This window comes from Serratia rubidaea, assembly GCF_016026735.1.
Lineage (GTDB): Bacteria > Pseudomonadota > Gammaproteobacteria > Enterobacterales > Enterobacteriaceae > Serratia_B > Serratia_B rubidaea.
Map to the genome: position 1 here is coordinate 1,891,696 of NZ_CP065640.1, position 12,433 is coordinate 1,904,128.

10 protein-coding genes and 3 tRNA genes are annotated in these 12,433 nt (G+C 59.8%); 12 read left to right on the forward strand and 1 reads right to left on the reverse strand.

Annotated elements, in window-relative coordinates:
* The first annotated feature begins 130 nt into the window (after positions 1-130).
* The 4 genes from orn (at position 131) to I6G83_RS08685 (ending at position 1,216) form a co-directional block, all read left to right on the forward strand.
* On the forward strand, positions 131-676 hold the full coding sequence (gene orn / locus I6G83_RS08670) for an oligoribonuclease (RefSeq protein ID WP_015344286.1): 546 nt from the start codon (positions 131-133) through the stop codon (positions 674-676).
* 192 nt (positions 677-868) lie between these two features.
* Positions 869-944: transfer RNA gene (locus I6G83_RS08675), tRNA-Gly, on the forward strand.
* A 65-nt stretch (positions 945-1,009) separates the two neighbouring features.
* Positions 1,010-1,085: transfer RNA gene (locus I6G83_RS08680), tRNA-Gly, on the forward strand.
* A 55-nt stretch (positions 1,086-1,140) separates the two neighbouring features.
* Positions 1,141-1,216 (forward strand) — tRNA-Gly (locus I6G83_RS08685).
* 310 nt (positions 1,217-1,526) lie between these two features.
* Here I6G83_RS08685 and queG read toward each other — a convergent pair.
* Positions 1,527-2,666, reverse strand: coding sequence for a tRNA epoxyqueuosine(34) reductase QueG (queG, locus tag I6G83_RS08690; protein WP_015344287.1), 1,140 nt, complete (start codon positions 2,664-2,666; stop codon positions 1,527-1,529).
* Here queG and nnr point away from each other — a divergent pair.
* From nnr to hflK, 8 genes are all read left to right on the forward strand, one after another.
* On the forward strand, positions 2,665-4,179 hold the full coding sequence (nnr, locus tag I6G83_RS08695; RefSeq protein ID WP_054306983.1) for a bifunctional ADP-dependent NAD(P)H-hydrate dehydratase/NAD(P)H-hydrate epimerase: 1,515 nt from the start codon (positions 2,665-2,667) through the stop codon (positions 4,177-4,179). The genes queG and nnr overlap by 2 nt on opposite strands.
* Positions 4,180-4,189: 10 nt before the next feature.
* Positions 4,190-4,651: a tRNA (adenosine(37)-N6)-threonylcarbamoyltransferase complex ATPase subunit type 1 TsaE gene (tsaE, locus tag I6G83_RS08700; RefSeq protein ID WP_054306982.1), complete on the forward strand. Its 462-nt coding sequence runs from the start codon at positions 4,190-4,192 to the stop codon at positions 4,649-4,651.
* Positions 4,652-4,667: 16 nt separating this feature from the next.
* Positions 4,668-6,428: an N-acetylmuramoyl-L-alanine amidase AmiB gene (amiB, locus tag I6G83_RS08705; RefSeq protein ID WP_054306981.1), complete on the forward strand. Its 1,761-nt coding sequence runs from the start codon at positions 4,668-4,670 to the stop codon at positions 6,426-6,428.
* 19 nt (positions 6,429-6,447) lie between these two features.
* Positions 6,448-8,334: a DNA mismatch repair endonuclease MutL gene (mutL, locus tag I6G83_RS08710; RefSeq protein WP_054306980.1), complete on the forward strand. Its 1,887-nt coding sequence runs from the start codon at positions 6,448-6,450 to the stop codon at positions 8,332-8,334.
* Positions 8,327-9,268 (forward strand): tRNA (adenosine(37)-N6)-dimethylallyltransferase MiaA, encoded by a 942-nt coding sequence (gene miaA / locus I6G83_RS08715; protein WP_054306979.1) that lies wholly within the window; start codon positions 8,327-8,329, stop codon positions 9,266-9,268. Before mutL ends, miaA begins: the two co-directional genes overlap by 8 nt.
* A 115-nt stretch (positions 9,269-9,383) precedes the next feature.
* Positions 9,384-9,692 carry an RNA chaperone Hfq gene (hfq, locus tag I6G83_RS08720; protein WP_015344293.1) on the forward strand — a complete coding sequence of 103 codons (309 nt, stop codon included), beginning with the start codon at positions 9,384-9,386 and terminating at the stop codon, positions 9,690-9,692.
* A gap of 98 nt (positions 9,693-9,790) precedes the next feature.
* Positions 9,791-11,071, forward strand: a complete 1,281-nt coding sequence (gene hflX, locus I6G83_RS08725; protein WP_015344294.1) for a ribosome rescue GTPase HflX — start codon at positions 9,791-9,793, stop codon at positions 11,069-11,071.
* Between the two features lie 115 nt (positions 11,072-11,186).
* On the forward strand, positions 11,187-12,431 hold the full coding sequence (gene hflK / locus I6G83_RS08730; protein ID WP_054306978.1) for an FtsH protease activity modulator HflK: 1,245 nt from the start codon (positions 11,187-11,189) through the stop codon (positions 12,429-12,431).
* Positions 12,432-12,433: the final 2 nt, after the last annotated feature.

Consider the following 12,433-nt stretch of genomic DNA (forward strand, 5'->3'; position numbering starts at 1 on the left):
CGACTAAAAAGACTATGATACACGCTATTTTATATTAAATAACCGTTGTTGGCTGCCGCGCGCCGTTGCGGAATATTTGCCGTCGCCGGCCGGCGCAGGGTTGTCTTGAGGCTTACAGGCAGGAACTATCATGACCGCAAACGAAAATAACCTGATTTGGATCGATCTGGAGATGACCGGTCTGGATCCCGAGCGCGACCGTATTATCGAGATTGCCACGCTGGTGACGGACGCCAATCTGAACATTCTGGCGGAAGGGCCGGTAATCGCCGTTCATCAGTCAGATGAACAGCTGGCGTTAATGGACGACTGGAACGTGCGCACCCACACCGGCAGCGGGCTGGTGGAGCGGGTGAAGGCCAGCAGCATTGACGATCGGGCGGCGGAGCTGGCGACCATCGCGTTTCTTGAACAGTGGGTGCCGGCGGGCAAATCGCCGATCTGCGGCAACAGCGTGGGCCAGGACCGGCGTTTTCTGTTCCGCTATATGCCGCTGCTGGAAGCCTACTTCCACTACCGCTATCTGGACGTCAGCACGCTGAAGGAGCTGGCGCGCCGCTGGAAGCCGGAAATTCTGGCCGGTTTTAAAAAGCAGGGCACCCATCAGGCGCTGGACGATATCCGCGAATCGGTGGCGGAACTGGCCTATTACCGTGAGCATTTTATTCAGCTGTAAGCCGGCAAGGGCCGTTAGACGTTCAGAAAATGCCGCTTTTCGCCGCTTAATTCGCCATATTGGCGCATTAAGCAGCAATCAAACAAAAAAAGCGATTTTTTGCGTTTAGGGGCTTGCGGCAAAAAGGAATTCTCGTATAATGCGCACCCCGTACCGATGAAGAATTTCGAAAAGTTCAGCTATCGATACGACGCGGGAATAGCTCAGTTGGTAGAGCGCAACCTTGCCAAGGTTGAGGTCGCGAGTTCGAGCCTCGTTTCCCGCTCCAAATTCAGCAATGTCGCAGTTTGCGGCATGATGAGTAACAAGCAGTACCAGTAGTAACCATGCGACGCGGGAATAGCTCAGTTGGTAGAGCGCAACCTTGCCAAGGTTGAGGTCGCGAGTTCGAGCCTCGTTTCCCGCTCCAAAATTTCAAAGGCCATCTCCATTTTTGGCCGGATGCTGTGAAGCATCTCTTGTGTGCGGGAATAGCTCAGTTGGTAGAGCGCAACCTTGCCAAGGTTGAGGTCGCGAGTTCGAGCCTCGTTTCCCGCTCCAATTTTCTCCCCCTTTAAACGTCACCACATCGCCCATCAGCGATGCGAGCGCGTCTCTTCTGTATTATTCATGCGGAAAATCTTGTAAACAGAGTTATCCACAGGCTGAGCGGGTAATACCTCGTGGACAAAAAAACAACGTTACCAGAATGAAATATTTATCTTTTTGATTTTTAATAGTATTTATTTATTTGAAAACGTTACCCCGATCACTTGCTCTTTTTGTGACGTTTGAAAGACAACGGGTTTTTATTTTTATGCACAAGTCCACAGGCTACATGGTGAGGCGGATGATAGGTCTGCCATTGGCATCAGGCGTCCCTCGGTAATCCCTTTTCTACTGCGCGTATTAATCGTTTTTTCTGCGGGCTCTGCACCTCAACGCGGTGTTCGGCGCGGCGGGCCAGCTGTTGCTGCAGCGCCCACTCGATATGTTCATCCAGCAGTTCGCTTTGCCCCAGCCGGGTGCGCAGGGCGGTGACGACCTCTTCCTGATACGGCGCGTTGCCAAGTGCGACGGCAATATTACGCAGCCAGCGCAGATGGCCGATGCGGCGAATCGCCGATCCTTCGGTGATGCGCAGAAATTTTTCCTCGCTCCAGGCGAACAGATCGATAAGCTGCGGTGCATGCAGCGCCGCGCGCGGGCTGAAGTCCGCTTCGTCGGTCAACTGCGAGAAACGGTTCCACGGGCAAATCAGCTGGCAGTCGTCGCAGCCGTAGATACGGTTGCCCATCAGCGGACGAAACTCTTCGGGGATCGCCCCTTCCAGCTCAATGGTCAGATAAGAGATGCAGCGGCGGGCGTCAACGGTATACGGCTCCACGATGGCGCCGGTCGGGCAGGTGGTGATGCAGGCCACGCAGCGGCCGCACTGCTCCTCTTGCGGCTGGTCGACCGGCAGGGGCAAATCAATCAGCAGTTCGCCGAGGAAGAACCATGAGCCGGCTTCCCGATTCAGAATCAGTGAGTGTTTACCAACCCAGCCAATCCCGGCCTTGGCGGCTAACGGGCGTTCCATAATCGGCGCCGAGTCGACAAACGGACGGAAATTCAGTTCGCCGCAATACTGCTGGATCTGTTCGCCGAGCTTTTTCAGGCGCTGGCGCAGCAGCTTGTGGTAGTCACGCCCCAGCGCATAGCGGCTGACATAGCCGAGCTGCGGGTTGTTCAGCGTGCTGGCGAATGCCGCCTTGGCCGGCAGGTAGTTCATACGTACGCTGATCACCCGCAGGGTGCCGGGCAGCAGCTCATGTGGCCGGGCGCGCAGCATGCCGTGGCGCGCCATCCACTCCATTTCTCCGTGGTACTGTTTATCAAGCCACGCCTGCAGTTTTGGCTCTTCAGCGCTGAGATCGGTATCGCAAATGCCAACCTGCTGGAAGCCTAGCGATTGCCCCCATTGCTTGATATGTTGGGCGAGTTGATGGAGATCGAGAGGGTGTGTCATGACGGGCCATAGTGAGAAACAATACGCTGTCAGTTTACCACACTCTGTCTGGCCTGCGGACTGGATCAGACAGGCGGAGCCGTTAGCGGCCGCCGCCGCCGGTATTTCGCTGTACGAACTGATGCTGCGTGCAGGTGCTGCGGCTTACCGTCTGGCCGGCGTTTGCTATCCGGCCGCGCGCCACTGGCTGGTGCTGTGCGGGCGTGGCAATAACGGCGGTGATGGTTACGTGGTCGCGCGGCTGGCCGCGGAGGCCGGCGTGCGGGTGACGCTGATCGCCGGCGCAGGTTCGCGTCCCTTGCCGGCTGAGGCGGCGATGGCGCGTCAGGCCTGGTTGGATGCCGGCGGTACGGAGCTGGCGGAAGACAGCCGCTGGCCGGCGGATATCGACCTGATTATCGACGGTCTGCTGGGCAGCGGACTGACCAGCGCGCCGCGCGCGCCGGCGGCGACATTAATTGAGGCCGCTAACCGCAGCGGGCTGCCGATTGTGGCGTTGGATATTCCCTCCGGGCTGCTGGCGGCCAGCGGCGCCGCGCCCGGTGCGGCGATCCGTGCCGCTCACACCATGACCTTTATCGGGCTGAAGCCGGGACTGCTGACCGGCCAGGCACGCGATTGGGTCGGGCAACTTCATCATAGTACGCTAGGATTATCTGAATGGCTGGCGCAGCAACCGGTGCAGATTCAGCGCGTTAGCGCTGCCGATCTGGCAGGATGGCTGCCGCCGCGGCGCCCGTGTTCGCACAAAGGCGAACATGGACGCTTGCTGTTGGTCGGCGGCGATCGCGGCTTGGGCGGCGCGATACGTATGGCCGCCGAAGCGGCGCTGCGCAGCGGTGCAGGATTGGTGCGAGTGCTTACTCACATTGATCATGTGGCGCCGCTGCTGACCGCGCGCCCCGAACTGATGGTGCAGGCGCTGGATGATGAGGCCCTGCAGCGGGCGTTGGCGTGGGCCGATGTCACGGTGATTGGCCCGGGCCTTGGTCAGGAGGCGTGGGGTCGGAATGCGCTGAAAGTTCTACAATCCAGCGATAAACCAACGTTATGGGATGCCGATGCGCTTAACCTGCTGGCATTAAATCCCGAGAAGCGTCAGAATCGTGTTATTACGCCGCATCCCGGCGAAGCGGCGCGGCTCTTGGGCTGCAGCACCGCCGAAATTGAAAGTGATCGCTTACTTGCCGTGCACCGTTTGGCGGCGGACTATGGCGGCGTTGCGGTGCTGAAAGGCGCGGGAACGCTGATCGCCGATGAGCACGGCGCGATGGCGATTGCCGACGTCGGCAACCCCGGCATGGCGTCCGGCGGCATGGGCGACGTGCTGGCGGGCATTATCGGCGGATTGCTGGCGCAAAAGCTCTCGCTGTATGATGCCGCCTGCGCCGGTTGCGTGGTCCACGGCGTCGCCGCGGATAGCGTGGCGGAAAAACAAGGAACCAGAGGGTTGCTGGCGACCGACTTACTGCCGGCGATCCCTTATTACGTTAATCCTCAGTTGGCAAAATAGATATTATCGAATGAAAGAACTCGTGTTACCTCTGCCGGATGAGGCAGCGACGGTTGAATTGGGGGCCGCGTTGGCGCAGGCGTGCGATCGGGCCAGCGTCATTTATCTCTATGGTGATTTGGGCGCCGGTAAAACGACCTTCAGCCGTGGTTTCCTGCAGGCGCTGGGCCATCAGGGCAATGTGAAAAGCCCGACCTATACGCTGGTGGAGCCTTATGCGCTGGAGCCGCTGTCGGTCTATCACTTTGATCTGTACCGGCTGGCCGACCCCGAAGAACTCGAATTTATGGGCATTCGCGACTACTTTGCGCAGAATGCCATTTGCCTGGTGGAGTGGCCGCAGCAGGGGGCCGGCGTATTGCCGGCGCCGGATCTGGCGCTGCATCTGAGCTACCAGGATCAAGGCCGGGAAGCGCGTCTGGACGCGCTGTCCGACTACGGCAGCCAACTCATCGACCGAATCCACGGGTAACAGGGATGACGCCAACATGATGTATGGACTAAAGAAATTCCTGAGCATGGCGCTGATCGTCGTGATGGGGCTGTTCGGCCCGTCGCTGGCGCTGGCGGCGTCATCGTCGCTGGCGGATATCAAAGTCACCAACGCCCAGCGGGAAGCGACCGTTGCGGTCAGCTTTAACGGCCCGCCGGCCTATGCGTTCTTCCCGCTGCACGGGCCGGAGCGCGTGGTGCTGGACGTGAACCAGAGCGGCAAAGTCAGCGGCCTGCCGCTGAACTTTAGCGGTCAGAATCTGGTGAAACGCATCCGTTCCAGCGCGCCGAAAGATGCGCAGAGCGTGCGTTTGGTGTTTGAACTGACGCAGCGAGCAAAAACCCGCGCCGTCACGCGGCAGAACGGCAACGTGTATACCGTGGTGTTCACCATTACCGCCACCGGCGGCAATAATAATGTGGTGCGCCAGGCGCCGGCGCCGGCACCTGCGGCCAGTAAGCCGCTGGTCAGCAAGCCGGTGGTGACGAAAACGGAAGAGCCGGTGCGCCGCGTGGCGCCGTCCAGCTCATCCGGCAGCAACCCGTTTAAGGAAAAACCGACCGTGGTGGCCGGCACCGCGACGGCGGAAACGCCGCGCAGCAGCCGGGTATCTGCCGGTTCGGGCAACCGCGTGGTCGTGGCGATCGACGCCGGCCACGGCGGTCAGGATCCCGGTGCGCTGGGGCAGAACGGGCTGCGCGAAAAGAACGTGACCATCGCCGTTGCCCGCCGCCTGGAGGCGCTGCTGGATGACGATCCGATGTTCAAACCGGTGCTGACGCGTACCGGCGACTACTTTGTGTCGGTAATGGGCCGCTCGGAAGTAGCGCGCAAGCAGGGGGCCAACGTGCTGGTGTCGATCCACGCGGACTCGGCGCCGAACCGCAGCGCGACGGGCGCCTCGGTGTGGGTGCTGAACAACCGCCGCGCCAACAGTGAAATGGCCAACTGGCTGGAACAGCATGAGAAACAGTCCGAGCTGCTGGGCGGCGCAGGCGATCTGCTGGCCAGCAACCAGGCGGATCCGTATCTCAGCCAGGCGGTGCTGGACCTGCAGTTCGGCCATTCGCAGCGCGTGGGGTATGACGTGGCGGTGAAGGTGCTGAGTGAAATGCGCACCATCGGCGTATTGCACAAGAGTCGTCCGCAGCCGGCCAGCCTCGGCGTGCTGCGTTCGCCGGATATTCCTTCCCTGCTGGTGGAAACCGGCTTTATCAGTAACCCTTCGGAGGAGCGACTGCTGGGCAGTAGCGACTATCAGGAGAAGATTGCCAAGGCGATTCATCGCGGCCTGCGCAGCTACTTCCTGTCGCATCCGCTGCAAGCCGACCCAAAGGTGGAAAACCGACCGCTGGACGTCGCAGCGGCGGTTAATACGGCTTCACCAGACGTCAGCAGCAGTTACCGGGGTAAAACGCAGACTCACGTTGTGCGCAGGGGGGAAACGCTCTCTGCGATTGCCCGCCGTTACGGCACCAGCATGACGGCGCTGCATAACCTTAATCATTTGAAAAAAGACGGCGTCTGGGTCGGACAGCGCCTGAAAGTACCGGCGGCGGGGGCCGCCGCCGGTACTCAGCGCAGTGCGAAAACCGCCGGCGTCAGCAAGACGTCGCGGCATAAGGTGGTGCGCGGCGATACGCTGTCGTCCATTGCCGCGCACTATGGCGTTAGCGTCACCGCCCTGAAAAGCGCCAATCGTCTGAAGTCGGACGTCGCGCCGCTGGATCGGACGCTGACCATTCCGCATACCTGAACCATCAAGGGGAACCCGCATGTCAATCCAGGTGTTACCGCCGCAGCTCGCTAACCAGATCGCCGCCGGGGAAGTGGTTGAGCGCCCGGCGTCGGTGGTGAAAGAGCTGGTGGAGAACAGTCTGGATGCCGGCGCCACGCGCATCGATATCGAGATTGAACGCGGCGGCGCCAAGCTGATCCGCATTCGCGATAACGGCTGCGGCATTGGTAAAGAGGAGCTGGCGCTGGCGCTGGCGCGGCACGCCACCAGTAAAATCACCACGCTTGACGATCTGGAAGCGATTATCAGCCTCGGCTTTCGCGGTGAGGCGCTGGCCAGCATCAGCTCGGTATCGCGTCTGACGCTGACCTCGCGCACCGCTCAGCAGCAGGAGGCCTGGCAGGCTTACGCCGAAGGGCGCGAGCAGGCGGTGACGGTCAAGCCGGCGGCGCATCCGGTAGGCAGTACGCTGGAAGTGTTGGATCTGTTTTACAACACGCCGGCGCGGCGCAAATTTATGCGCACCGAAAAAACCGAATTCGGCCATATCGACGAAGTGGTGCGGCGCATTGCGCTGGCGCGTTTCGACGTGGCGATCACCCTCAGCCACAACGGCAAGCTGGTGCGCCAGTACCGTGCGGCGAAGGAAGAGAGCCAGTATGAGCGCCGCCTGGCCAGCATCTGCGGCCCGGCGTTTTTACAGCATGCGCTGGCGGTTTCCTGGCAGCACGGCGATTTAACCATCCGCGGCTGGGTGGCGGATCCGGCCGGCGCGCGGGCGCTTGGCGATATGCAGTACTGCTACGTCAACAGCCGGATGATGCGCGACCGGCTGATCAACCACGCGATCCGTCAGGCGTATCAGGACCAGCTGCAGGATGAGCAGCAGCCGGCTTACGTGCTGTATCTGGAGGTTGATCCGCATCAGGTGGACGTCAACGTGCACCCCGCCAAGCATGAGGTGCGTTTCCATCAGGCGCGTCTGGTGCATGATTTTATCTATCAGGCGGTGACCACGGTGCTGCAGCAGGTGGGGCAGGCGTCGCTGCCGCTGACGGAAGAGACGCCGCAGGAACCGGCGCCGGCCTGGCAGCCGGAAAACCGCGTGGCCGCCGGCGGCAATCACTTTTCCCAGCCGGCGGCGGAGAGCGCGCCGCGGCGTGAAACGACGCCTGCCGCGCCGGTGCGCGAGCGGGCGCCGCAGAGCTATCACGGCGCGGCGGGTTATCAGAAGCGTGAAGGCGAGCTGTACGGACGCCTGATGCAGGCAACGCCTGAAGCGTCGCCGGCCGCCGCCGCCGAGAAACCGCCGCTGTTCCCGCCGGCCAAGACGACGCCAACGCCGCAGGAACCGGCGCTGGCGGGCAGTCAGCACGGCTTCGGCCGGGTGTTGATGGTGTATCCGCCGTGCTACGCGCTGGTGGAACAGCAGCAGCGTCTGTCGCTGCTGAATCTGCCGGTGGCTGAGCGCTGGCTGCGCCAGGCGCAGCTGACGCCGCCGGAAGAGGGATTGCGCCCGCAGCCGCTGCTGATCCCGGTCAAACTGACGCTGGAGAAAGCGGAGGTTGCCGCCTGTACGGCGCATCAGGCGCTGCTGGCGAAAATGGGGATGGAGCTGCAGGTCGATCACGGCCGTGTGACCCTGCGCGCGGTGCCTTTACCGTTACGCCAACAAAATTTACAAAAGTTGATTCCGGAACTGTTAGGCTATCTGGCCGACCATAAAGCGATGTCGCCTGACGTGCTGGCCACCTGGTTCGCCCGCCATCTTGGCAGCGAGCATGAGCAGTGGAACGCCTCGCAAGCGATACAATTACTGACCGACGTTGAACGACTTTGCCCGCAGCTGGTCAAAGCACCACCGAGCGGTCTTTTACAACCTGTTGATTTACAGGCTGCACTGGCAGCCCTTACACATGACTGAAACAGCAATAACGCCGCGTCCTCCGGCGATTTTTATTATGGGGCCGACGGCGTCGGGCAAGACCGCACTGGCGATGGCGCTGCGCGAGCAGCTGCCGGTGGAGCTGATCAGCGTCGATTCGGCGCTGATTTACCGCGGGATGGATATCGGCACCGCCAAGCCGAGCGCCGAAGAGCTGGCGCAGGCGCCGCACCGGCTGATCGATATTCGCGATCCCGCCGAGGCTTATTCCGCCGCGGACTTCCGCACCGACGCGCTGCAAGAGATGGCCGAGATTACCGCCGCCGGGCGCATCCCGCTGCTGGTGGGCGGCACCATGCTGTATTTCAAGGCGTTGCTGGAAGGACTTTCCCCGCTGCCGTCCGCCGATGCGGCGGTGCGCGAGCGCATTGAGCAGCAGGCCGCAGAGCAGGGCTGGGAGGCGCTGCATCGGCAGTTGCAGCAGATAGATCCGGTAGCGGCGTTAAGAATTCATCCGAATGATCCGCAGAGACTGACCAGAGCACTGGAAGTTTTTTTTATTTCGGGTAAAACTTTAACGGAACTGACTAAAATTTCGGGTGAATCGTTGCCGTATCATGTTCACCAATTTGCGATAGCGCCGAACAGCCGTGAGTTGTTGCATCAACGCATTGAGCTGCGGTTCCATCAAATGTTGGCGGCAGGTTTTGAGACGGAAGCGCGCGCACTTTTCGCGCGGGGTGATTTGCATACGGATTTGCCCTCCATTCGCTGTGTCGGTTACCGCCAGATGTGGTCATATCTGTCTGGCGAAATTAGTTACGATGAGATGGTTTATCGTGGTATTTGCGCAACGCGTCAGTTGGCCAAGCGCCAAATGACCTGGTTACGGGGCTGGGAGTCAGTCCGCTGGCTGGACAGCGAAAAGCCGGGAGAGGCTTTGGCGTCGGTGACACAGGTTGTTAGTGCATAGGCTGAGTGATTGTGTACAATTGATGAGTATTCAGCGCGCAAATTTTTTTAGGTCGTACATTTTAGAGCCGACAGGTTCTTAGTTACAAACAACAAGCAAATAAGGAAAAGATAGAATGGCTAAGGGGCAATCTTTGCAAGATCCGTTCCTGAACGCATTGCGTCGTGAACGTGTTCCGGTTTCTATTTATTTGGTGAATGGTATTAAGCTGCAAGGCCAGATTGAGTCTTTTGACCAGTTTGTCATTCTGTTGAAAAACACAGTAAGCCAGATGGTGTATAAGCACGCTATTTCTACCGTTGTCCCATCGCGCCCGGTTTCGCACCACAGCAACAATCCGAGCGGCGGCAGCAATAACTATCACCATGGTAATAATCCGTCTGCGCAGCAACAGCCGCAGCAGGAAAGCGATGACGCTGAATAAGGCGCATTGCAAGACAACCATGACGGGGAACATAAGCAGCCGTGCGCTGTTTATGTCCCCCACGCTCGCGGTTGATATCCGTTTGAGAGGTTGCACGCTTGTTTGACCGTTATGAAGCCGGTGAGCAGGCCGTACTGGTTCATATCTATTTCTCGCAGGACAAAGATACGGAAGATCTCAGCGAATTTGAGTCGCTGGTCTCTTCAGCCGGTGTTCAGGCTTTGCAAGTGGTAACTGGCAGCCGCAAAGCCCCACACCCAAAGTACTTTGTCGGTGAAGGAAAGGCCGAAGAAATTGCAGATGCGGTGAAAGCCAGCGGCGCGTCTGTTGTCCTGTTTGATCATGCCCTTTCCCCGGCGCAGGAAAGAAACCTGGAACGGCTGTGTGAATGCCGGGTTATCGACCGCACCGGGTTAATTCTAGACATCTTTGCCCAGCGCGCCCGTACCCATGAAGGCAAGCTGCAGGTAGAGCTGGCGCAGCTGCGCCATATCGCCACGCGCCTGGTGCGCGGCTGGACGCACCTGGAGCGTCAGAAAGGGGGGATCGGCCTGCGCGGGCCGGGGGAAACCCAATTAGAGACCGACCGTCGTTTGTTGCGCGATCGTATCAGCTTGATTCTGCGCCGCCTGGAGCGGGTAGAGAAGCAGCGTGAACAAGGCCGACGGGCGCGTACCCGCGCCGACGTGCCGACCGTCTCACTGGTCGGCTATACCAACGCCGGAAAATCCACCCTGTTCAACCGTATGACATCCGCCGAGGTTTACGCGGCGGATCAGCTGTTTGCCACGCTGGATCCCACGTTGCGGCGCATCGACGTCGCAGACGTCGGCGATACGGTGTTGGCGGATACCGTAGGGTTTATCCGGCATCTTCCGCACGACCTGGTCGCCGCCTTTAAGGCGACGCTGCAGGAAACGCGGCAGGCATCGTTGCTGCTGCATGTGATCGACGCCGCAGACAGCCGCGTTGACGAGAACATTGAAGCCGTCAATAGCGTGCTGACCGAGATAGAGTCGGACGAGATACCTACACTGTTGGTAATGAACAAAATAGATATGCTGGATGACTTTGTTCCGCGTATCGACCGCAACGATGAAAATTTACCGATCCGCGTGTGGCTGTCCGCCGTCAGCGGGGAAGGTATTCCGTTGTTGTATCAGGCGTTGACGGAGCGCTTATCGGGGGAAATCGCGCATCACGAGCTGCGCTTACCGCCACAGGCAGGCCGTCTTCGTAGCCGTTTTTACCAGCTTCAGGCAATCGAAAAAGAGTGGAACGAAGAAGACGGCAGCATTGGCATGGTGGTGCGTATGCCGATAGTGGAGTGGCGTCGCCTGTGTAAACAGGAACACGATCTGATTAACTTTATAGTATGATCATATCCTGTTACATTTGTGCACTCGGTCTGCGGGCGTTATAGGGGCGGCAAATTGTTGCTGTGGCCCGCGCGTGAACCTGAAGTACCCAATCACAGAATAATGGAGCTAAAACATGGCGTGGAATCAGCCCGGTAATAACGGACAGGACCGCGACCCGTGGGGGAGCAGCAATAATAATGGCGGCAACTCTGGCGGTAACAAAGGCGGTCGTGATCAAGGGCCACCTGATTTAGACGATATCTTCCGCAAGCTGAGCAAGAAATTGAGCGGCCTGGGCGGAGGCAAAGGCTCTAACGGCAATAATAGCGGCGGCGGTGCGGGCTTCAGCGGCCGTATCATCGGCATCGCGGCGGTTGCCGTGGTGGTGATCTGGGCGGCCAGCGGTTTCTATACCATCAAGGAAGCGGAACGCGGCGTGGTTACGCGCTTCGGTAAGTTCAGCCATCTGGTGCAGCCGGGCCTGAACTGGAAGCCGACCTTTATCGATGAAGTGAAGGCGGTGAACGTGGAGTCGGTGCGCGAACTGGCGGCGTCCGGCGTGATGCTGACCTCCGATGAGAACGTGGTGCGGGTCGAGATGAACGTACAGTACCGCGTGACCGACCCGGAAGCGTACCTGTTCAGCGTGGTGAACGCTGACGACAGCCTGAGCCAGGCGACCGACAGCGCCCTGCGCGGGGTTATCGGCAAGTACTCCATGGACCGCATCCTGACCGAAGGGCGTACCGTGGTGCGTAACGATACCCAGCGCATGCTGGAAGAGACCATTCGTCCGTACAAGATGGGCATCACGCTGCTGGACGTCAACTTCCAGGCGGCGCGTCCGCCGGAAGAGGTGAAGGCATCGTTCGATGATGCTATCGCCGCACGTGAAAACGAGCAGCAGTACATCCGTGAAGCGGAAGCCTACGCCAACGAAGTTCAGCCGCGTGCGAACGGCCAGGCGCAGCGTCTGCTGGAAGATGCCAAGGCGTATAAAGACCGTACCGTCCTGGAAGCCCAGGGTGAGGTGGCGCGCTTTGCCAAACTGTTGCCGGAATACAAGTCCGCGCCGGAAATCACCCGCGAGCGTCTGTATATCGAAACCATGGAAAAAGTCCTGAGCCATACCCGCAAGGTGCTGGTGAATGACAAAGGCAACAACCTGATGGTGCTGCCGTTGGAGCAGATGCTGCGTGGCCAGGCCGGCGCAGCCAGCGACAGCGGCAACAAAGACACCAGCCTGATTCGTCTTAACCCTGCGCCGTCGACTTCCGGCAGCAACGCCGGCAGTAAACCGCAGAACAGCGGTTCGGTTATGGACCAACGCCGGGCGAATGCGCAGCGTGACGATACCACTCGCGTAGGGAGACAGTAATC